22 protein-coding genes are annotated in these 21430 nt (G+C 68.1%); 10 read left to right on the forward strand and 12 right to left on the reverse strand.

Going from position 1 to position 21430, the window contains the following annotated elements:
• Positions 1-86 precede the first annotated feature (86 nt).
• From PV781_RS16835 to PV781_RS16845, 3 genes are all read left to right on the forward strand, one after another.
• On the forward strand, positions 87-533 hold the full coding sequence (locus PV781_RS16835) for a host attachment family protein (RefSeq protein ID WP_274776795.1): 447 nt from the start codon (positions 87-89) through the stop codon (positions 531-533).
• 32 nt (positions 534-565) lie between these two features.
• Positions 566-985, forward strand: a complete 420-nt coding sequence (locus tag PV781_RS16840; protein ID WP_274776796.1) for a DUF3775 domain-containing protein — start codon at positions 566-568, stop codon at positions 983-985.
• Between the two features lie 131 nt (positions 986-1116).
• Positions 1117-2574, forward strand: a complete 1458-nt coding sequence (locus tag PV781_RS16845; RefSeq protein ID WP_274776797.1) for an alpha/beta hydrolase — start codon at positions 1117-1119, stop codon at positions 2572-2574.
• On the opposite strand, the gene PV781_RS16850 is transcribed toward PV781_RS16845, so the two are convergent.
• The 10 genes from PV781_RS16850 to PV781_RS16895 form a co-directional block, all read right to left on the reverse strand.
• Positions 2571-3314 (reverse strand): energy-coupling factor ABC transporter ATP-binding protein, encoded by a 744-nt coding sequence (locus tag PV781_RS16850; protein ID WP_274776798.1) that lies wholly within the window; start codon positions 3312-3314, stop codon positions 2571-2573. The two genes, PV781_RS16845 and PV781_RS16850, sit on opposite strands and share 4 nt — an antisense overlap.
• Positions 3311-4069, reverse strand: a complete 759-nt coding sequence (gene cbiQ / locus PV781_RS16855) for a cobalt ECF transporter T component CbiQ (RefSeq protein ID WP_274776799.1) — start codon at positions 4067-4069, stop codon at positions 3311-3313. The genes PV781_RS16850 and cbiQ overlap by 4 nt, the downstream gene beginning before the upstream one ends.
• Positions 4066-4716 carry a cobalamin biosynthesis protein CbiM gene (locus tag PV781_RS16860; protein WP_274776800.1) on the reverse strand — a complete coding sequence of 217 codons (651 nt, stop codon included), beginning with the start codon at positions 4714-4716 and terminating at the stop codon, positions 4066-4068. Before PV781_RS16860 ends, cbiQ begins: the two co-directional genes overlap by 4 nt.
• Positions 4713-5390 (reverse strand): cobalt transporter CbiM, encoded by a 678-nt coding sequence (gene cbiM / locus PV781_RS16865; RefSeq protein ID WP_274776801.1) that lies wholly within the window; start codon positions 5388-5390, stop codon positions 4713-4715. The genes PV781_RS16860 and cbiM overlap by 4 nt, the downstream gene beginning before the upstream one ends.
• Positions 5391-5399: 9 nt before the next feature.
• On the reverse strand, positions 5400-6203 hold the full coding sequence (locus PV781_RS16870; protein ID WP_274776802.1) for a DUF4198 domain-containing protein: 804 nt from the start codon (positions 6201-6203) through the stop codon (positions 5400-5402).
• Between the two features lie 114 nt (positions 6204-6317).
• A complete protein-coding gene (locus PV781_RS16875; RefSeq protein ID WP_274776803.1) occupies positions 6318-7124 on the reverse strand; it encodes an aldolase in 807 nt (268 codons plus the stop codon).
• Complete coding sequence (locus PV781_RS16880; protein ID WP_274776804.1) at positions 7125-7937, reverse strand: TetR/AcrR family transcriptional regulator; 813 nt, start codon at positions 7935-7937, stop codon at positions 7125-7127. It lies immediately after the preceding gene.
• Between the two features lie 17 nt (positions 7938-7954).
• Positions 7955-8797 (reverse strand): sugar phosphate isomerase/epimerase family protein, encoded by an 843-nt coding sequence (locus PV781_RS16885; protein WP_274776805.1) that lies wholly within the window; start codon positions 8795-8797, stop codon positions 7955-7957.
• Positions 8794-10563 carry a hydantoinase B/oxoprolinase family protein gene (locus PV781_RS16890; RefSeq protein ID WP_274776806.1) on the reverse strand — a complete coding sequence of 590 codons (1770 nt, stop codon included), beginning with the start codon at positions 10561-10563 and terminating at the stop codon, positions 8794-8796. Before PV781_RS16890 ends, PV781_RS16885 begins: the two co-directional genes overlap by 4 nt.
• Before the next feature lie 11 nt (positions 10564-10574).
• Entirely contained in the window at positions 10575-12686 is a 2112-nt protein-coding gene (locus PV781_RS16895; RefSeq protein ID WP_274776807.1) for a hydantoinase/oxoprolinase family protein, read from the reverse strand.
• Positions 12687-12850: 164 nt separating this feature from the next.
• On the opposite strand from PV781_RS16895, the gene PV781_RS16900 reads away from it, so the two are divergent.
• The 4 genes from PV781_RS16900 to PV781_RS16915 are packed head-to-tail and all read left to right on the forward strand — an operon-like array spanning position 12851 to position 16519.
• Positions 12851-13852, forward strand: a complete 1002-nt coding sequence (locus tag PV781_RS16900; RefSeq protein WP_274776808.1) for an ABC transporter substrate-binding protein — start codon at positions 12851-12853, stop codon at positions 13850-13852.
• Positions 13853-13896: 44 nt separating this feature from the next.
• On the forward strand, positions 13897-14676 hold the full coding sequence (locus PV781_RS16905) for an ABC transporter ATP-binding protein (protein WP_274776939.1): 780 nt from the start codon (positions 13897-13899) through the stop codon (positions 14674-14676).
• Positions 14673-15539 (forward strand): ABC transporter permease, encoded by an 867-nt coding sequence (locus tag PV781_RS16910; RefSeq protein WP_274776809.1) that lies wholly within the window; start codon positions 14673-14675, stop codon positions 15537-15539. The genes PV781_RS16905 and PV781_RS16910 overlap by 4 nt, the downstream gene beginning before the upstream one ends.
• Positions 15422-16519 carry a DMT family transporter gene (locus tag PV781_RS16915; protein WP_274776810.1) on the forward strand — a complete coding sequence of 366 codons (1098 nt, stop codon included), beginning with the start codon at positions 15422-15424 and terminating at the stop codon, positions 16517-16519. Before PV781_RS16910 ends, PV781_RS16915 begins: the two co-directional genes overlap by 118 nt.
• Here PV781_RS16915 and PV781_RS16920 read toward each other — a convergent pair.
• Complete coding sequence (locus tag PV781_RS16920; RefSeq protein ID WP_274776811.1) at positions 16498-17214, reverse strand: GntR family transcriptional regulator; 717 nt, start codon at positions 17212-17214, stop codon at positions 16498-16500. The two genes, PV781_RS16915 and PV781_RS16920, sit on opposite strands and share 22 nt — an antisense overlap.
• A 1031-nt stretch (positions 17215-18245) precedes the next feature.
• Positions 18246-18656, reverse strand: coding sequence for a carboxymuconolactone decarboxylase family protein (locus PV781_RS16925; protein ID WP_274776812.1), 411 nt, complete (start codon positions 18654-18656; stop codon positions 18246-18248).
• Between the two features lie 214 nt (positions 18657-18870).
• On the opposite strand from PV781_RS16925, the gene PV781_RS16930 reads away from it, so the two are divergent.
• Genes PV781_RS16930 through PV781_RS16940 form a run of 3 tightly spaced genes read left to right on the forward strand, consistent with a single transcriptional unit; the run spans position 18871 to position 21420 of the window.
• Positions 18871-19680, forward strand: a complete 810-nt coding sequence (locus PV781_RS16930) for an N-acyl homoserine lactonase family protein (protein WP_274776813.1) — start codon at positions 18871-18873, stop codon at positions 19678-19680.
• Positions 19681-19683: 3 nt separating this feature from the next.
• The gene (locus tag PV781_RS16935; RefSeq protein ID WP_274776814.1) at positions 19684-20478 is read left to right on the forward strand and encodes an SDR family oxidoreductase; all 795 of its coding nucleotides are present in this window, start codon (positions 19684-19686) and stop codon (positions 20476-20478) included.
• A 33-nt stretch (positions 20479-20511) separates the two neighbouring features.
• Positions 20512-21420, forward strand: a complete 909-nt coding sequence (locus PV781_RS16940) for an NAD(P)-dependent oxidoreductase (RefSeq protein ID WP_274776815.1) — start codon at positions 20512-20514, stop codon at positions 21418-21420.
• The last annotated feature ends 10 nt before the right edge of the window (positions 21421-21430 follow it).

Consider the following 21430-nt stretch of genomic DNA (forward strand, 5'->3'; position numbering starts at 1 on the left):
GATCAAGGGCACGCACGCCTGCCGCGCGCACCATCGCCGGCAGGATCATCGCCGCCGGACGCGTCTGGCGATGACGGGAGGGTGTCATGACAAAGATCACCGTGCCTTGGAAGGGCTGGGTTTTCCTGTGCGACGGCGCCAAGGCGCTAGTGCTGGAAAATGCGGGAGATGCCGCCCATCTCGACCTGAAGACCATTGACGTGGCCGTGCAACCCGTCCCGCCCACGCGGGCGCTCGGCACCGACAGGCCGGGCCGTGTCCATGAATCCTCCGGTGTCTCGCGCAGCGCAGTCGCCGAGACCGACCTTCATGCAGAAGCGGAAGCCGACTTCGTGAAGGAGGCCGTCGACCATCTGGAGAAGGCGGCGGAGAGCCACGGGGTGAAGCACATCGTGGTGGTCGCTCCGCCCCGCGCCCTCGGCATTGTGCGCGACCATATGGGGGCAAGCCTCAAGGCACGCGTGCAGGGGGAGGTGGCCAAGGATCTCATGAACCTCCCCGTCGGAGAGATCGAAAAGCATCTGGCGGCCTGATCCCCACCCCAATCATCGCCCGGAGACCGCACATGGCCGACGCGCCCGAACTCTCGATCCCGCTGGAAGCGGTCTGCTTCATCATCATCAAGGCGCGGGAATTCGACGCCAAGGACGTGGTGACGGATCCCGACGACGGCTCCAACGCCAGTGATGACGGCATGGCGGCGGTGCTGGAGGACCATGGCGACGATCCCACCCGCGCCGAGATCGTGGGCCATATCCGCGCGCTGAACGAGGACGAGCAGGTGGAGCTCGTGGCGCTCGCCTGGCTCGGCCGGGGCGATGGCACCCTGGCTGACTGGGACGACCTCAAGGCGCAGGCGGCGGACGCCCGCAGCGGGCGCACGGCCAGCTATCTGCTGGGCATGCCGCTTCTGGCGGATTACCTGGCGGACGGCCTGTCCCAGTTCGACCTGTCCTGCCAGGACTTCGAGATGGACCGGCTTTAAGGCCGGTCTCGCTGAGGGGACGCCGCCCCCGATTGCCCATTTGCCTCCCCGCCCACCCCGTGACTAGATGGCGCCAAAGAGCATGGCCGCCTTGAATTCGGCGCTGTAGGGACGAGACCGGGGGCAATGGTATGGGGTTCGTGTTCAGGCAGGTGCGGCGCCTGCTGGTCCTGCTTGTCGTCCTCACCGCCTTGGCCCTGGTCGGCCGTGGCTTCCTGGCACGCATGGAGCCGCCGCTCGAGGCCTGGCACACGTTTGCCCCCACCGAACTCACCCGCGAGGAGCTCGGCAAGGCTGACTGGCCGGCCTACCTCGCCCGCGAAGCCAAGCTCATGGAGGAGATCCGCACCCACGTGGCGGATCAACTCTCCCCGGCCGCCCGCGTGCCCGGCAATCGCTATTTCGCGGACAGTCCGATCTATCCGCCCCATTTTGCCCAGGATTGGAACCGCTCCTTCGTCATCGAGCCTCAAGGCCCGGTGAAGGGCGTGGCCGTGTTTCTCCACGGCCTGACCGATTCGCCCTATAGCTTGCGCCATTTCGCGAACCTGTATGCCCAGCGGGGCTTCGTCGCCCTCGGCATCCGCCTGCCCGCCCATGGCACCACTCCCGCCGCGCTGAAGAGCGCCGAGTGGGAAGACTTCATGGCTGCCACGCGCCTTGTCATGCGCGAGGCGAAGCGTCGGGCGGGCGGCACGTTGCCTGTGCATGTGGCCGGCTATTCCAATGGGGCGGCGCTCGCGCTCATGTATGCGCTCGATGCCCTCGACGATCCGACGCTGGTCAAGCCGGCCCGGCTGGTGCTGGTCTCGCCCATGGTGGGGGTCACGCCCTATGCGCGCTTCGCGCCGCTTGCGGGATGGCCTGCCGTCCTGCCCTTCTTCGCCCAGTCGGCCTGGCTCTCCATCCTGCCGGAGTTCAATCCGTTCAAGTACAATTCCTTCCCGGTCAATGGCGGCTACCAGTCCTGGCGCCTGACGCAGGCTCTGCGCGACAATATCGCCCGCCACCTGAAGTCCGGCCGCCTGGAGGGCCTGCCGCCCGTCCTCACCTTCCAGTCCCTGCTTGACCATACGGTGGTGGCCCAGGACATGGTCGACGGCCTTTACGGACACCTGCCTGACAATGGCAGCGAGCTGGTGCTGTTCGATGTGAACCGTCTGGCACAGCTCAATAATTTCCTGAGCATCATTGCCCTCGACGCGGCAGAAGCCCTGCTGCCGCCGGGGCCGCGCCCCTATCGCACCACCATCATCACCAACAGTGCGCCGGACACGCTGACCGCCTCCGCCCGCATCACCGAGGCAGGACAGACCACGGCCCGCGAGGCGCCTCTGGGGCTCGCCTTTCCGCCGGAGGTCTATTCGCTCTCGCACATCGCGGTGCCCTTCCCGCTCCAGGACGGACTCTATGGCCTCCAGCCGGAGCCGGGCGATAATTTCGGCATCTCGCTCGGCACCGCCGCCGGGCGTGGGGAATTCAGTGCGCTGACCATCCCCCTCATCATGGTGATGCGCATGTCGTCCAACCCCTTCTTCCCCTACGTGCTCCAGAAGGTGGGGGAGGGGCTGCCGTCGGCGCAGCCTTAAGGGGCCTCGACGGATGCGCCATGGCTGTGGCCGGCATCGAGGCCGTGAATGTGAAAATCCTCCCGCGTCACCGCGTGGCGATGGATGAGCGCCTCCGAAAGCTGGCCCGACTTGAGCGCCACGGCGCGGGTGGCGAGGCGCTCCAGGACCGAGCGATCGTGGGAGACCAGGATCATCGCCGTGTCGAGGCCCGAGAGCACCTCCAGCATGCGGGAATGGTTGACCTCGTCCAGGGCATTGGTGGGCTCGTCCAGCAGCAGAACCTGCGGGCGCATGGCCAGCACGGCGGCCAGCGATACAAGGCGCTTTTCACCTCCCGACAGACGGTGCGTGACCCGGTCCGCGAGATGCAGGAGGCCCAGCCGGTCCAGGCAGGCGCGGGCTTCCGCCACGGCCTCCGCGCGACCGAGGCCCAGATTGAGCGGGCCGAAGGCCACGTCGTCGAGCACGGTGGGGCAGAAGAGCTGGTCGTCCGGGTCCTGGAACAGGAAGGCGGCGCGCGCGCGCACCTCGCGAAAATCCTTCTCCACCCGCCGCTCGCGGCCGAAGGCGTGGATGCGTCCGGAAACGGGTCGCTCCAGGCCCACCAGCGTGCGCAGCAAGGTGGTCTTTCCCGCTCCGTTCGGCCCCACGAGCGCCAGCCTCTCCCCCGCATGCAGCGCAAGGTCGACGGCATTGAGGACGCTCACCTCGCCCCGGCGCACCGTCACCTGCTCCAGCATCAGCAGCGGGGCGTTCATGACAGGTACTCCAAAGCGAGGAACCCGGCGAGGACCACACCTAGGACGAGCCCGAACATCAAGTCGGCCGCCTGGAAGGACAGGGTCGCCAGCCGCGCCGGGAAGCGGCCGGCGAAGCCCCGGCAGCGCATGGCTTCGTGCACCCGCTCGGCCCGCTCCAACGCCCGGACCAGAATCATCCCGCACAATTGGCCGAGGCTGCGCCAGGTGTGAAGGCTGGTGCGCGGAACGAAGGCGCGCGCCCGCATGGCATCGCGCAATCGTCCGGTTTCCTCGCGGATGAGCGAGACATAGCGCACCATCATCAGGAAGAGATGCACGAGCGGTTCGGGCACACCAAGGCGCGCCGCCGCCTGCCCCACGCGCACCGGCTCCAGGGTGCCGATGAGCGCGAAGACGCAGGCCGCGCAGGCATTCACCTTCACCACGATCAGGACGGCGCGGGACAGGCCTTCCTGGCTCGCGGCAAATCCGCCCAGCTCCAGCACGGGAGCCCCGGGCGTGGTGAAGGGCAGCAGCACCAGCAGAACCAGCATGAAGCCTTCCATATGGGCGAGGCGCCGCGCGAGCGCAGATGGCCCAAGCCCGCTGGCGAGCGCCAGCCCCAGCGCCGCCAGCAGAGCGGCAGCGGCGAGTGTGATCTGGTGCAAGGATATGATGGCCAGGACACAGGCGAAGGCGGAAAGAAGGCGGGTGCGCGGATCGAGGTCCGGCAGGACCGAGGGCGCGGCCCCATCCGGCCCGGCAAGGCTCACTTGCCCGCTCCCGTGCGCCGCCGGGCGGACACCCACAAGGCGGTGCCGGCCAACCCCACGATCATGCCGATGCCGCCCATCACATCGTTGAACCGGACGCGGCCTTCGGCCGCCTCATAGGCTTCCAGCAGCGGGCGGATCTGGCGGGCGACCGCACGATCCGCCGCCGCATCCACCAGTCCCGCCAGGACGGTAGGGTCGGGCAGGCAGGCGGGCGAGGACGGCGACGAGGGTGCAGGCGCCGAAGCTGTCGTCCCCGCGACCTCCTCCGGCGCTGAGGCGGCTGTATCCCGCCCGTCTGGCGCAGGCTGTGCCGGGCCAAAGCGATCGGCCGCCAGCAGCACCTCCGCCATGTGGCCATCGCCCGCATTCACCACCACCTCCACCGGCTGCGGGGTGGGTGGCCGATAGGAGAAGCCGCCCTCCGCATCGGTGACGGCCGCGGCCAGGTCCGCGCCGCCCGGCGTCCGGAAGATCACTTGCGCCCCCTGGGGTCGCCCGCCGCCGATGAAGAAGGCATAGCCGGTGACGGTGCCGCCCTCCACCGTGGCGAACACTTTCAGGCGATGGGCGGCGGCCGGTCCGCTCCACAGCGCCATCAGCGCGAAGGCGCAAAGGAGGGCGCGAAAGGGAACCGAGGCGCTCACTTCACATCCCCGCCCGGCGCAAGAACGCCGCCGACCGCGGCATCCGCCGTCGGCGCGGCCTGCTCCTGGCGGGTGGCGGCGAACACCTCCGGTTTCACGGTTTTCAGGAAGGCCACGGCAAATCCCGTCACGGCGGCCTCGCCCAGCATGAGCGGGACATAGGTGAGGAGAATGATGCGCGCCGAAGGCACGAACTCGGAGCCGGAGAGGACCAGGGACAGGGCGACGAGGCCGGCGGTGCCCGCCACCGCACCGGCGGCGCAGGCGCCACCAATCACCCCAGCAAGGCCCGGCCGCGCCCGGCGCACGGTAGGACGCAGCAGGAGGCCCAGAAGAATGCCGGGACCGGCAATGTTCACGGCATTGACACCCAGCGTGGTGAGCCCCCCAAAGCCGAACAGCACCGCCTGAAGCAGGAGCCCGGCCACCACCGCCGGCAGGGCGGCCCAGCCGATCATCAGCCCCATGAGCCCGGACAGCAGGAGATGGACGCTGGACGGCCCCACCGGCACCGCCACCAGCGAGACGCAGAAGAAGGCAGCGGAGAGCAGCGCCACCTTGGGAATGTCCTCCTCCCGCAGCCCTCGCAGCGCCACTGCGAGCCCAGCGACGGCCAGCACGCCGCCGCCCGCAAGCACGGGAAGCGACAGGACGCCGTCCGGGATATGGGCCATGGCGCGCGCCTATTTGGAGGAGGCGGAAGCAGGAGCCTCCGCCTTGCCGGACGCTGCCTCGGAGGCCTTCATATCAGTGGCCTTGACCCAGATGAGCCCGCCCAATTCCACCTTGGCCGGCTTGCCATCCGGGCCCTTCATGGGCTTGTCGCCATCCACCAGGGCGGCAAAGCCCCACCAGCCGGCGCGCGGCATGGCATAGGAGAAGACGCCGTTCTGGTCGGCCTTGATCACCTGCGTGATGAAGGCCTCGTTGGGCGCCTTGATCGCGCCGTCATTGACATATTCCACCTCGATCTCGGCGAAAGGCACGGGCTTGCCGTCCTTGCGCACGAGGCCGCGGAAGAGATTGCCGGTCCAAAGCCCGGTGGGCCGAACCAGGGGCTCGATCTCAACCGGCAGGCCGACCTTGGCGTCCCAGCCCTCGCCGGAGGCGAAGCCGTCCACGAACACCTTGGCATAGTGGATGATGTACTTGTTCTCCGCCGGCTCCCAATAAGGCTGGGGCTCCACGAAGAAGAGCACGCCCCCGGGCGCCTTGAGGTCATAGGCCAGCCGCCAGGCCTGCTTGCCGTTCACCGTCTCGCTGGCGATCTTCGGCAAGAGGTCGGTGACGCCGGCGGTGGTCTTCACGCCCACCCGCTTCGGGCGGGCCATGTCCATGGCCGGGCCGCCTTCCATGGGATGGGTGAAGACCAGGTCCACGGTCACGGGGCCACCATCGGGCAGCACGTCGGCGGAAGGCAGGATTTCCTGGAAATGAGCGAGGGCCGCCCCGCTCCCCAGACAGAGCGCCATTGCCGCGCCAAGCATCCGCCGAGCCATCCCCACCCCCAGACTGATGATCATACGTTTTTGTAAAATCATCATACTGACGGCGCAAGGGGACCGGCGGCACTTTTCGCGCTGCCGCCCGATGTCACCCCATCAGGTGCGGTAGTCGGGCTCCTCGCGATCCAGGGTGCGCTTCATGCTGGCGAGGTGAAGGCGCGCGGATTCGGGATCGCCCTCCCGCATCTGGCGGGCGGCGGCGGCGGCGATTTCCGGCTTCACCGGAATGACCGGCCGGCCGGTGCCCAGCGCCAGGCACTGCACCTCGCAGGCCCGCTCCAGATAATAGAGATCGTCCCACGCCTCTGCGATGTTGGGGCCCAGCACCATCACGCCGTGATGCTTCATGAAGACGATGTCCGCGTCTCCCACCGACGCGGCGATGCGGTCGCCTTCGGTGGCGTCGAGCGCAAGGCCGTTATAGTCCTCGTCCACCACCACGCGGCCGTAGAATTTCAGCGCCGTCTGGCCAGCATAGATGAGGGGATCGCCGGCGGTCATGCTGAGCGCGGTGGCGTAGGGCATGTGGGTGTGGAAGGCGACCTTGGCGCGCGGCACGTTCTTGTGCAGGCGGGCATGGATGTAGAAGGCGGTCGCCTCCGGCACGCCATCCCCGGACAGCACATTGCCGTGGAAGTCGCACACCAGGAGGTGCGAGGCCTTCAGTTCCGCAAAGGCATAGCCATAGGGATTGACCAGGAACAGGTCATCATAGCCGGGAACGACGGCGGAGAAATGGTTGCAGATGCCCTCGTGCATGCCAAGGCGGGCGGCGAAGCGGAAGCAGGCCGCCAGTTCCACCCGAGCGTTCCAGACGATTTCGCTGTCGAGGTCCGGGCGATTGGGCATCACCGCCGGGGCAGCTTCCGGGGCGAGCGCGTCCTTGTTCAATGCGTGTGCCATTCAGGTCTCCTCCTTCTTCTTGCGGCGCGGGGCAGGTTTCGTCTCCGGCACATTCTGCTGCGCGAGCGCCAGCGGCTTCTGCGCGCCGGAGGTCAGATAGGAGAGCACCATGTCGACGATGTGCGCCTTGCGCCGAGCGATGTTCTCCGGCCGCTTCAGGTCGCGATCGAAGATCATGGACAGGGTATATTTGTTGGACAGGTAGAAATAGCCGAGCCCGGACATGGAGATATAAAGCTCCACCGGGTCGATGCCGGTGCGGAACACACCCTGCCGCTCCCCTTCCGCCAGGATGGTCTGGATCGAATCCGACAGGCGATTATACAGCGAGCGGATGATCGGCGACTTGGTGATGTGCTTGCCGCGATAGAGGTTTTCCGTATTGAGCATGACGATCACGTCCGGCTCATCCACGAAGGTCTGGAAGGTGGTCTCGCACAGGCGCCGCATGGCTTCCACCGGGTCGAGCCCGGTCAGCGGCACGTCCCCCTGGCGCCGGCGCAGAGTCTCGTAGGTGCGCTCCAGCACGCGCACATAGAGCTCTTCCTTGGAGCGGAAGTGATGGTAGAGCAGGTTCTTGCTCACCTTGGCCCGGGCGATGATGGCGTCCACCCGCGCGCCGTCATAGCTGCGCCGGGCGAATTCCGCCTGGGCGGCGGCAAGGATCCGCTCTTGGGTCTGGATGGTGTCGCGCTTGCGCACCGGCTCGCCGGACGCCGCAGCCGGCTTGCGCTTTCCCTTCGACGGGCGCTCGGCTTCGGACAGGTCCGAAGGCGTATCAGGCGGCTCATGGGGCATGGCGGCTTCCGGCATGGTTCAACTCCGCGCCATCATACCGGCATCAGGCGCGGTGCAACCAAGGGTGCGCACCGTTCCACACAGATGCGTGCGGTTTCCGCGCCATCCCTCTGCCACCAGTCCAGACGGGAGAAGATCTCCACCTCGAACGGCCCGTCATAGCCGATCTCGTCCAGCACCGCCCGGAAGCCGGCCAAGTCGATCACCCCGTCCCCCACCATGCCTCGGTCCTGGTAGAGATCGCGGGTGGGCACCAGCCAGTCGCACAGATGGAAGGTGAGAATGCGCTCCGGCCCAGCCCGGCGCAGCCCGTCGGGGAAATCCGGGTCCCACCAGCAATGATAGACATCCGCCACCAGCCCGGTGCCGGTGCCGAGCTCGTCCATCAGGTCCAGGCAGGCGCGGGTGGTGTTGAGGCAGGACCGTTCGGCCGCATACATGGGATGGAGCGGCTCAAGGCCCAGATCCACGCCGCAGGCCCGGGCATGAGGCAGCAAGGCGTGGAGGGCATCCGCAACGCGGGCGCGGGCGGCGGACAGGTCCTTCTCGCCCGTGGCGAGCCCGCCGGGGACCACGACGAGGCACTTGGCGCCGATCTCGGCGGCGGCGTCCAGGCGGCGGCGGTTCTCGTCGAGGGCGGCGGAAAAAGCCGTCTTGTCGGTCAGGTTGACCCAGGCGGTGGTGCACAGGCAAGGCACAAACAGCCCGGCATCGCGGATGAGCCGCGCGGCGGCCGGCGCGCCGATTCCCTCCAGATATTGCGTCCAGACCCCGATGCCGCCGACCCCAAGGCGCGCATAGACGTCCACCGCCTGCGGCAAGGTCAGGTCGCGGGTGGTGATCTGGTTGATGGCAAAGCGCGGGAGCGCGGTCATGCCTGCGCCCCGCGCCGGGCGCTGCGCAGAGCCTTGGTCCGCACCTCGTCGACGCGCCCGTCCGTGATGATGACCGCGAAGCCGTCGCGGGCATAGGTCGTGCTCACCTTGCCGTCGATCACGTCGTCCAGCACCCGGGCGGGATCGCGCTCCAGCGGGTCGCCATAGCCGCCGCCGCCCGCCTGCTCGTGACGCAGCACCGCGCCGCGATGGACGGTGCGCGTCACCTTGCTGGCCAGGAGTTCCGTTTCGTCCGCCTCCCGCAGCAGGTTCCGGGACAGCGCGCCGGGGCCGCCACCGAACAGGCCATAGGGGTGATTCAGATAGCGGTCGGCGCGCAATTGCATCACGGCCTCCTCGGCCAGGAGACGATACTGGCGCACCACACCCAGCCCGCCCCGGTTGCGGCCAGCCCCGCAGGAATCGGGCCGAAGGGCATATTCCTCGATCATGAGGGGATAGGTCGCCTCCATGATCTCAACCGGCATGTTGGACATGTTCTGGGAGGGATTGGTGACGGCGTCGATGCCGTCCTTGGTGGCCCGTCCGCCCAGCGCGCCATTGATCATGTCCACGACGATGAAAGGCTCGCGGGTGGCCTTGTCGTAGCCGCCGAGGCACACGACCGAATTGCCGCCCTCCCCCGCCGCGCAGACGCGCTCGGGGACGATGGCCGCAAGGGCGCCCAGCACCGTGTCCACCACCCGATAGCCGGTCAGGGCGCGGGCGGCGACGGGGGCGGGGAATTCCGGATTGAGCAGCGAACCCTTGGGCGCGCTCACATCGATGCAGCGATAGACGCCCGCATTGTTGGGCACATCCGGGTCGAGCACGCAGCGCACCGCCAGATAAGTGGCGGACTTCACGAAGGACAGGGTCGAGTTGATGGCGCCCTTCACCTGTGGCGCCGAGCCCTCGAAGTCCACGCCGATCTGGTCGCCCGCCACGGTAATGGTCACATGGATGGGAATCGGCGCCTCGTCGAAGCCGTCGCCGTCGATGTAATCGGTGAAGCTGTAGCGACCATCCGGCCAGCGGGCGAAGGCGCGGCGTGTGAGGCGCTCGCCATAATCCAGGAACTCGGCCAGGAAGCGTTCCACCATCTCGATGCCGTAGCGGCCGGTGAGGCGCAGGAACTCCCGCTCCCCCAGCGCGCAGGTGGCGAGCTGCGCCTCCAGATCGCCGATCACCAGATCCGGCAGACGCACATTCTTGGAGATGATGTCGAACAAGGTCTTGTTGCGCACCCCCTTGTCGAACAGCTTCAAGGGCGGAATGCGCAGCCCCTCCTGGAAGATTTCCGTGGAGTCGGAGGCGTTTGACCCCGGCACGCGACCGCCCACGTCGCAATGGTGGCAGATGACCACCGCATAACCCACATGCCGCGCCCCGTCGAAGATGGGCTTGAACATGAAGATGTCCGGCAAATGCATGCCGCCATCATAGGGATCGTTGAAAATGATCACGTCGCCGGGGTGGAGGTCGTCGCCATAATGGCGCTGGAGCGCCGCCATGGCGTCGGGCACGGCGCCCAGATGCAGCGCCACCGTCTTGGCCTGGGCGAGGATGCGGCCCTTGGCGTCGCACATGGTGGCGGAATAATCGAGCACGTCGCGCACGATGGGCGAGCGGGCCGTGCGCATGACCGTATAGGCCATGTCATCGACGATGGATTCGAACGCGCTTTTCAGCACCGCGAAGGTGATGGGATCGAGCGACCCGCTCGGCTGCGGGCTGACGGGCGGTGTCGGCTGGGCGTGGATCATGGCGGGCTCCGTCAGCTCAGCGTGATGAGGAGATTGTTGTGGGCGTCGACCTCGGCACTGGCATCCGGCGGGATCACCACCGTGCTGTCCGCGCCCTCCAGGATGGCCGGGCCGGTGAGGGAGGCCGGGCAGGCGCGCCGGTCATAGACCGGGGTCTCCCGCGTGCCGCGATCGGCGCCGAAATGAACCGTGCGCACGCCGACGGGCTCGGCCGCCCGTGCGGCTTCCGCGCCGCGCGCCTTGAAGTCCAACTTGCCGGGCCGCAGCCCCCGCCCGATGAGGCGCAGGCTCACCACCTCGATGGTGTCGGCTGACGAATAGGAATAGATGGCCTCGTAGGCGCTGGTGAAGGCGGCCTTCAGGGAGGCCACGTCGCCCGCGCGATAAGGCACCGCCAGCGACATTTCCTGCCCCCGGAAGCGCATGTCGATCTCGGGCGAGAGGCGCACATGGTCCGGCGCGACGCCCTCTTCCTCGAGCGCGCGGCGCGCCTCGGCGGAAAGCTCGGCCAGCACCGCCTCCACCGCCTCAGGATCCAGCGCGTCCAGGCGGCACGGGAACGGACGGATGAAATAGCGCTCCACATCCCCCGCCAGCATGCCCATGGCGGTGAAGACGCCGGGCGAGGCCGGCACCAGCACGCGGGGCATGGCCAGCAGTCGGGCGATGTCCGCCGCATGGACCGGCCCTGAACCACCAATGGCCACCAGCGTGAAGTCGCGCGGGTCGACGCCGCGCTCCACCGTCACCGCGCGGATGGCACGGGCCATGTTGGCATTCACCACCTCGCGCACCCCATGGGCGGCGGCTTCCGCGCTCAGGCCGAAGGGAGCGCCGAGATCGCGGGACATGGCCGCACGGGAGGCCTCCACCGACAAGGGCCGCGCCCCACCCGCGAGGGAGGCCGGCAGATAGCCGAGCACCAGGTTCGCATCGGTGACGGTCGGGCGCGTGCCGCCAATTCCGTAGCAGACGGGACCGGGATCCGCGCCCGCCGAGACCGGCCCGACGCGCATCAGCCCGCCTTCGTCCACATAGGCGATGGAGCCAGCGCCGGAACCGACTTCGGCCACGTCCACGGTGGGCACGCTCATCATGTAGCCGCCGGCCTTGATGAAGCGGCTCGGCGTGGAGATGCCGGCGCGGAACTCGTACTCGCTCACACGCATCAATTCGCCCCCCTGCACCAGGGAGGCGGAGGCGGTGGTGCCACCCATGTCGAACACCACCAGATCCTTCAGGTCCAAGGCCTCGCCCAGGCGGGACCCGCCCACCACGCCCGCCGCCCGGCCGGAGGAGATGAAGAAGACCGGCTTTTCCCGCGCCGTCTGGGAGGAGGCGAGCGCCCCGTTGGAATTGCACACCAGCAAGGGCGCGCTGACACCGGCCGCCGCCAGCCCCTGCTCCAGGCGGGTCAGATACTGCTCCAGCACCGGACGCACATAGGCATTCACCACCGTGGTGGAGGTGCGCTCATATTCCTTCGCCTCCGGCAGCACCGAGACCGAGGAGGTGATGCGCACCTGCGGGAAGCGTTCGGCCAGCAGCAGCTCGGCGCGGCGCTCATGCACCGGATTGCGGTAGCTGTTGAGGAAGCACAAGGCGAGCGAGGTCAGCCCCGCCGCCACCAGATCCTCGGCCGCCGCCATCAGCTCCGCCTCGTCCAGGGGAACAAGAATGGTTCCGTCGGCGGCGATGCGCTCGGTCACCTCGCGGCGATGGCGCCGGGCGACCAGGGGCTGGGGCTTCTCCCATTGCAGGTCGAACATGGAGGGGGTCCGCAGGCGGCCGATCTCCAGCACGTCGCGGAAGCCGCGGGTGGTGATGAGGCCGGTGGGCGCGCCCACCTTCTGGAGCAGCGTGTTGGAGCCCACCGTCGTGCCGTGAACCACCTCGGCGATGTCAGCCGGATCGAGCCCCGCATCCGCGATGATGGCCGCCACCCCTTCCAACACCGCCGCCTCGGGCGCTGCCGGCGTCGAGGACACCTTGCGATGGAAGACGGCGCCCGCGCCGTCGGCGAGGACGAGGTCCGTGAAGGTCCCGCCAATGTCGACGCCGATGCGCGCGCCGGACCCGGACGGGGCGCGCCCGTCCGGCGCTGGGCTCAATGAGACTGCCACGGTGATGCCTCCGAAATTATTGGACTAGATGGTTAGTTAGAGGCGGATTTCACGTCAAGATATCATGCGCACGAAATGTTTGCAGATGGTGGCGCAGAAAACGTCTTGCGCATGAAATTGGACCATGTAGTCTCATTTCAAAATCCAGAAGGGGACCACACAGCATGAGCATGTTCGCTTTCGGCGGCCGTCTCGCGCGCTCCTGCGCCATCGCCACTCTCCTCGCCGCCACCCTCTCCGCCGCCCCGCTGCGGGCCGAGGAGAAGCTCACCGTCCGGCTCGATTTCTCCCCCTGGGGCGTGCATGCGGGCATGCATCTGGCCAAGGAGAAGGGCTGGTTCAAGGAGGCCGGGCTCGACGTGGACGTCCAGGACGGGCGCGGCTCGGGCAACACGCTGCAACTGGTCAATGCCGGCCAGGTGGATGTGGGCCAGATCCAGCTTGGCCTCTTGCCGCAGGCCCGGGAGAACGGCTCCACCGCCAAGGGCTTCGCCGGCTGGGACAAGCGCACCGACCTCGCCGTGCTGGTGGACCAGGATTCGCCCATCACCAAGGTGGCCGACTTCAAGGGCAAGAGCCTGGTCGTGTTCGCCGCCAGCCCCTGGGCGCCCTTCATCGACTACTGGCTGAAGCAGGGCGGGCTTGACCGCACCACCGTCAACGTCCTCTTCGTCGACCCTGCCGCGCTCTGGGGCACCTACACCGCCAAGCGCGCCGACGGCCTCATGTCCACCGAGCCCTCCGCTTTGCCCGTGGCGGAGGCTGCCCGTCCCTCCAAGGCCATCCTCGCCGAGGACGTGGGCATCGCCTTCCCGAGCTACGGCCTGATCGCCACCGAGAAGACCATCGAGGGCCGCAAGGCGGCGCTTCAGTCCCTGGTCAGCGTGCAGCAGAAGGCCTGGGCCTATATCAAGGACGGCCATGTGGAAGAGGCGGCGGACGCCATCATCAAGCAGCGGCCCGATGCCAAGCTGAACAAGAAGGTGCTGATGGACCAGATCAAGCTGACCATCGACTTCTTCGACACCCCCAACACCAAGGGCAAGCCCATCGGCTACCAGTCGCCCGAGGACTGGGCGAAGGCGCAGAAGTCGCTGGAAGCGGCCGGTGCCATCAAGCCGGGGGTGGACCCGTCCTCCTACTTCACCAATGAATTCGTGAAGTGAACGCGCACACCCCCGCCCCCCATCCCGCTCCCGCACGGACGGCCATGGCCTATCTCTCCATCGAACAGGTCCGCAAGACCTACGGGTCGCCCCGCGGGCCGGTCCATGCCCTCAAGGACATCGGGCTCGAGGTGCGCGAGGGGGAGTTCGTCTCCATCCTCGGCCCCTCCGGCTGCGGCAAGTCCACGCTGCTCAAGTGCATTGCGGGCCTTGAGCCGGTGAGCGGCGGGCAGATCGCGGTGCAGGGGCGCCCCCTCAAGGGGCCACCGGAGGACATGGGCATCGTGTTCCAGCGGGACGTGCTGCTGGACTGGCGCACCATCCTGGACAATGTCCTCATCACCGCCGAGTTCGCCGGTCTCAACCGTGCCGCCATGCGCGAGCGGGCGGGGCAATTGCTGCAACGGTTCGGGCTCGGCGGGTTCGAGAACCGCCACCCCTGGGAATTGTCCGGCGGCATGCGCCAGCGGGCGGCCATCTGCCGGGCGCTTTTGTGCGATCCCAAGCTCCTGCTCATGGACGAGCCGTTCGGCGCCCTCGACGCCATGACGCGGGACGACCTCAATTTGGAGCTGGCGCGCATCTGGCAGGATACGCGCAAGACCGTGGTCTTCGTGACCCACGGCATTGCGGAAGCCGTCTTCCTGTCCGACCGGGTGGTGATGATGGATCGCAATCCCGGCCGGGTGGTGGAGATCATCGACATCGACCTGCCCCGGCCCCGCCACCTCGCCTTGCGCGAGACGCCGGAGTTCGGGCGATACACCGCCCATATCCGCCATCTGTTTGCCAGCCTTGGCGTGCTGAAGGATGATGCCTCATGAGCGGACCGGAGACTGCCGTCATGCCCGCCAGCCCGGAGAGTGAGGACGCCTCCACCAAGACGCCCGGCCGCGTCGCGCCCCGCCTGCTGGCGGCGCTGCGGGAGGCGGGCATGGTGATCGGGCTCATCCTCGGCGTGCTCGTGCTGTGGGAGGGCGCGGTGCGCATCTTCCAGCCGGCGCCCATCATCCTGCCCTCCCCGGCCTTGATCCTGGAGGAGTTCCTGCTGGCTCCCAGCTATTTCCTGCGCCAGACCCTGTTCACGCTCTATACGACGCTGGCCGGCTTCGGCCTCGCCGTGGTGCTGGGCCTGACCCTCGCGGTTGGGATCGTGCATTCCCGTTTCCTGGAACGCACGGTCTACACCCTGCTGGTGGCGCTCAATTCCGTGCCGAAGGTGGCGCTGGCGCCGCTCTTCGTCATCTGGATGGGCACCGGCATCGAACCCAAGATCGCCATCGCCCTGATGCTGGCTTTGTTCTCGGTGGTGATCGACGCGGTGCTGGGCCTGCGCACCGTCGACCCGGACATGGTCAATCTGGCCAAGGCGAGCCGCGCCTCCACCTTCGACATCCTGCGCAAGATCCGCTTTCCCAATGCCTTGCCCAGCGTCTTCGCCGGGCTGAAGGTGGCCATCTCCTTCGCGCTGGTGGGGGCCATCGTGGGCGAGTTCGTGGCGGGATCGGAGGGCCTCGGCTTTGCCATCCTCACCGCGCAGGGCCAGTTCGACACGCCGCGCGTCTTCGTGTGCCTGATCCTGCTCGGCCTTCTCGGCACCTTGCTCTTCTATATCGTGGAGGGCCTGGAGACCTTGCTCCTGCCCTGGCATGTCTCCCAGCGCTCGGCTCATGGGGGCGGACACTGAGCGGGCCGGGCGACCCCATAGCGACCGACACTGCGGCCGGACGGGCGACTGTCCGGCCGCAGGCCGTTTCCGCGCGCCTGGCGCTGATCGCCACCGCCATATTGTGGGGCAGCAACCATGTGGCGGCGCGGGCCATCCATGACGCGCTGCCGCTGGCTTCGCTGATCTTCTGGCGCTGGGGCCTCGCCTTGGCGGCGCTGCTGCCCTTCGCCGTGCCCGGCCTGTGGCGGCATCGGGCCGTGGTGCGCGCGCATGCCGGGCGGATCGCGCTGCTGGGAATCCTCGGCGTCGGCCTGTTCTCGCTCTTTCTTTATGCCGGGGCCTATTACAGCCTCGCTTTGGAGGTGGGGCTGCTCAATGCCACCACGCCCGTCTGGGTGGTTGTGCTCACGGCGCTCGCCGGCGCGCCCAGGGTGACGGGCCGGCAGATTGTCGGGGTCTTCCTGGCCTTGGCCGGCGTGGTGGTCATCCTCATGAAGGGATCGCTGGCCGGACTTTCGGGCTTCGAGTTCCGCATCGGCAATCTCTGGTCCCTGCTCGGGGCCATGGTGTTCGCCTGGTACACAATGGCGCTCGGTGCCCGGCCGGTGCCCATCCCGGCGCTCAGCCTGACCACGCTGACGGCGGGCAGCGGCTTCGTCTTTGTCATCCTGCCGGTCTATGCGGGCTTCCTGCTGCTGGGCGGGGCGGACCCGCTTTTGTCCCTCCATCCGCCCCCCGAGGTGGCGGCGGCCACCGCCTATATCGCCTTCGGGCCGACGCTGGTGGGCAATCTGTTCTGGATCTTCGGGGCCTCCCGGATCGGCGCGGCGCGGGCGGGGCCCTTCCTCTATCTGATGCCGCTCGCCTCCCTGGTTTTGTCGGTGACTTTGCTGGGCGAGCCGCTGGCCCTGTTCCAGCTTGTGGGCGCGGCCGCCATCGTGGGCGGGCTCATCCTGTCCAATCGGGGCGCCCCGCCTCAAGCGGTGCCGTCCTCCTGAGGCCGGCGCAGATGGGCGATGGCGAGGCTTGCGGCCATGCGCACATGATGGCGTGCGGCCTCCCGCGCCGCCGTGCCGTCCCGCGCCAGGAGCGCCTCCACCAGCGCCCCCAGTTCCGCGACCGATTGCTCCGCCCGCCCCGGCGCGGCCAGGGAGGTGGCCCGCAGCACGGTGATGCGGCAATTGAGGAGATGCAGGCTCTGCCCCACCGCCGCATTGCCCGATCCCGCGATGAGGCAGTCATAGAAATGGGTCTTGGCGGTGAGCCAGGCGATGGGATCGGCGGCAAGGCTGGCGAATTTCAGGCCCTCGAAAGCCGCGCGCAAGGCCATTCGGGCCCCGTCATCGGCCCGCTGCGCGAACAGGAGGCTGGCAAGCCCCTCCAGCTCGCAGCGCACCTCATAGATGCCATCCGCCTGCTCGGGCGTGAGGCCCGCGACGATGGGGCCGCGATGGGGCAGCACCGTCACCAGCCCTTCGGATTCCAGCTGCCGGAGGGCTTCCCGCACCAGGGTGCGGCTCACGCCCGTCAGGTCGCACAAGGTCCGCTCGGGCAGGCGGTCTCCGGCGCGGAAGCGGCCCAGCGCGATGGCGGCGCGGATGCTCTCCACCACCCCATGGCGCAGGGGCGCGGCGAAGCGGGCCACCTTGAAGCCGTCATCGCCGGCTGCGCCTGAGGCTGTGGGCTGATCCATGGCTGCGCTCCTGGTCCTTTCCTCCTGTGTGTCGTGTTCGGGCCACGGCCTTGCGTCCCGTCCCCCTGGCCTTGCCCCCCTCGCGCTTTTTGCCCCCACCCTTTGCCCCCTCCCTAACCCTCCCCCGCTTTGCGGGAGAGGGAACTTTGGTGCGCTTGGTCGGGGCGGTGGCTCTGCTTTGGCTCGGCGTCGGCCATCTCAACCTCTCCCCTGGCGCGGCAAGCCCCCTCTCCCGCAAAGCGGGGGAGGGTTGGGGAGGGGGCCAAGACGCCACGCCACGAGCAAGCGCGCCCCCCTGACGCCCCAGCACCACCATCCCCGCCAAAGGCAGGGTGGAGGGATGCGGGAGCGGCCGGCGCGCGGCGGCGCGCCAGATGGGTAATGGGTTAGACGTCGGAGCCGGGCTCCGTCCGCTCCCGCGCGGGGATTTATGGCCTCGGCCCTGCGCCGCGTGGGCAACAGGTTCTCCCATCAGCACCGGCCGAACCACTGCCGGATCGGTGCGCCTGGGCCTTCAGCCTCCTCTGCTAACGGAAACGGAGTGCGTTATTCCCCGTCCCGTCGGACACCCGCCCCCGGCGCCACCCGTCAGGCCGCTCCGGACGCGCCCCTCCTTGGTGCCAGGTGAGACCACCATAGCAGAGGTCGAACGAAATAGGAATATGGTCTAGGATATTTTTCTTAATTCGGTCATTGCGGCTCTCGCTCTGCCCCCTCCCTAACCCTCCCCCGCTTCGCGGGAGAGGGGACTTCCGTGCGCCCGGTCGGGTCGGTGCTTTGCTCTGAATCAGCCTCAGCCTCGGCGTTCATCATCCCAACCTCTCCCCCAGCGCCACAAGCCTCCTCTCCCGCAAAGCGGGGGAGGGCTGGGGAGGGGGAAGGAGCTTCAGCGCGCCCAGTCGGGGCGGTGGCTCTGCTCAGCCTCGGCGTTCATCATCCCAACCTCTCCGCCAGCGCCACAGGCCCCCTCTCCCGCAAAGCGGGGGAGGGCTGGGGAGGGGGAAAGGACGTTCGGCGCGCCCGGCAGGGCCTCACTTCATTTCGCCCGCCGCCTTCATCTCGTTGACGACCTCCACCACCACCTTCATGGCATCGAGCGCCGCCGGCACGCCGCAATAGATGGCGGCCTGGAGCACGATTTCCTTCAGCTCTTCCTGGGTCAGGCCATTGTTGATGGCGCCGCGCACATGGAGGCGGATCTCGTGCGGGCGGTTCAGCGCCGTGAGCATGGCAAGGTTGAGGAAGGAGCGGGTGCGCCGGTCGAGGCCCGGGCGGTTCCAGATCTCGCCCCAGCACCATTCGGTGACGAGCTTCTGGAGCGGAGCGGTGAAATCGTCGGCATTGGCCACGGAGCGATCCACATAGGCGGAGCCCAGCACTTCGCGCCGCACGGCGAGGCCCTTCTGGAACATCTCGGTTTCAAATTCGGGACGCATCGCCATGCCAAGCCTCTTATGGTTTGACCGGCCCGGATCGGCGCCCGATGGCCGGTGGGGGCGCAACAAGGCGCCCCGTTTTGAACCCTTCCCGCTTACGACGAGAGCCATTGACCGTCAAGAAAATTGTATGATAGGCATACGGTAATACGCACAAGAACCGTTGGCCCACAAGGACCGGACACCAACGCCCGGCCTGCCAACGGACAAGGAAACGCACATGAGCGCCATCGAGCCGTTCGAGCTGTTCGCCATCCGCTACGGCACCAATTCCGGGCGCCTGGAATGCCAGAATGTGCTGGGCGGCGCCCCCGACAAGATGGGGTCGGACCTCAGCTATTATGTCTGGGTCGCCCGCCGCTCGGACGCGGTCTTCGTCATCGACACCGGCATGGACGAGGCCACCGCCGATGCCCGCAAGCGCACTTTGCTGCGCCGGCCCGCCGATGCGCTGGCCTTGCTGGGCGTGGACGCCAAGGCCATCGACCATGTCATCATCACCCACCTGCATTTCGACCATGCGGGCACGCTGGGCGATTTCCCTCGCGCTCGCTTCCATGTGCAGGACGGCGAGGTGAGCTTCGCCACCGGGCGGTGCATGTGCCACGAGCCGCTGCGCCACGCTTATGACGTGGAGCATGTGGTCTCCTTCGTCCGCTGCGTCTATGCCGGCCGCGTCGCCTTTCACGAGGGAGCCGAGGAGATCGTGCCCGGCCTCACCGTCCACCGCACGGGCGGCCATGCCAAGGGGCTCCAGGTGGTGCGGGTGCTCACCAAGCGCGGCCATGTGGTGGTGGCCTCCGATGCCTCCCACCTCTACCAGAATATGGAAGGCCGCCTCGCCTTCCCGGTGGTCCATTCCATCGAGGACCTGATGGAAGGATACGAGACCCTCTATCGCCTCGCCTCATCGCCGGACCATGTGATCCCCGGCCATGACCCGCTGGTGATGAGCCTTTATCCCCCGCCGGCGCCGGAGTTGGAGGGCATCGTCGCCCGCCTCGACGTGCCGCCCCGGCCACGGGGCTGAGCGGTGAACACACCTCTCCCCCTCGCCGGCCGCAGCGCCCTCGTCACCGGCTCCACCGGCGGGCTCGGCCATGCCATCGCCGAGCACCTTGTCGCCCAGGGCGCCCGTGTCATGTTCACCGGCCTCCTGCCCGCGGCGGAGATGGCGGACGAGATCGCGCGCCTGAACACGCTGGGCGGCGCGGCCGCCTATGAGCCCGCCGATATTTCCGACCCCGCCGCCCTCGTCGCCCTCATCGATGGGGCGCAGGCGCGGCATGGCGCCGTGGACATCCTCGTGAACAACGCCGTGGTGCGGCACACCGCGCCCATCGACTCCTATCCGCCCGAAAAGTGGGAGCTGGCGCTGGCGGTGAACCTGTCCGCGCCCTTCCATGCCATCCGCCGGGTGCTGCCGGGCATGCGGGAAAAAGGCTTCGGCCGCATCCTCAACGTGGCCTCGGTCTATAGCTTCAAGGGCATCGCCAACCGGGTGGACTATGTGACCACCAAGACCGGCCTCCTCGGCCTCACCCGCACGGTGGCGCTGGAGGTGGCGGGAGACGAGATCACCTGCAACGCGGTCTGCCCCGGCGTGCTGCCCACCCCCGCCATTACCGGCAAGATCGCCGGCATCGCGCGGGAGGAAGGCGTGAGCGTGGAAGAGGCGACCCGCGCTTATCTCGCCGACCGGCATCCCAGCGGGCGTTTTGCCTCCATGGAGGCGGTGGCGGCGCTGGTGGCCTTCCTGTGCAGCCCCGCCGCCCGCGACATCAATGGCGCGGTGCTGCCGGTGGATGGCGCCTGGCTCGCCAGCTGATTTTCTGAGTTTTATGGGTTTCCGGAGGACGACGTGGACGACAAGACCATTGGATTTGTGGGCACGGGCCGCATGGGCGGCCCCATGGCGGGCCGCCTTCTGGATGCGGGCTATGACCTCGTGGTGTTCGATCCCAGCCCCGCCGCCCTTGCCCCCCTGGTGGAGCGCGGCGCCCGCAAGGCGGCCTCCCCCGCCGAGGTGGGCGCTGCCGCCCGCATCGTTTTCGTCTCGCTCCCCACGCCCGACGTGGTGAAGGCGGTGGCGCTCGGGGCGGACGGTCTGGCCTCGGGCGGCGCCATGCGCGTCTTCGTGGACCTCTCCACCACCGGCCCCCGCGCCGAAGCGGAGGTGGCCCGCGCGCTGAAGGAGAAGGGCGTCGACACCGTGGACTGCCCGGTGAGCGGCGGGGTCGCTGGCGCCCGCAAGGGCACGCTGGCCATGATGGCCGCGGGGCGGACTGAGGTGTTCGATCAGGTCAAGCCCATGCTCTTGAACCTGGGCAAGGTGTTCCATGTGGGCCAGGAGCCCGGCATGGCGCAGACCATGAAGGTCATCAACAACATGGCCTCGGTGGCGGCGCTGGCCATTTCCTCCGAGGTGATGGTGATGGGCGCCAAGGCCGGCCTCGACGCGGACGTGATGATCGACGTCTTGAATGCCGGCAGCGGCCGCAACAGCGCCACCACCGACAAGATCCCCAATTTCGTCCTGCCCCGCACCTTCGACTTCGGCTTCGCCATCGGCCTGTCCTCCAAGGACATTCGCCTGTGCCTCGATGAGGCGGAAGCCTTGGGCGTGCCCATGATCGTGGGCAGCGCGGTGCGCCAGCTTCTCACCATCACCCGGGAAAAGTTCGGCGCCGACGCGGACATGACCACCATGGTGCGCACGGTGGAGGAATGGGCGGGCGCAGAAGTGCGCGGCAAGGCCGCCAAGGCCTGAAGCCGTCCGG

Origin of the sequence: Aquabacter sediminis (assembly GCF_028863665.1) — a bacterium.
GTDB lineage: Bacteria > Pseudomonadota > Alphaproteobacteria > Rhizobiales > Xanthobacteraceae > L1I39.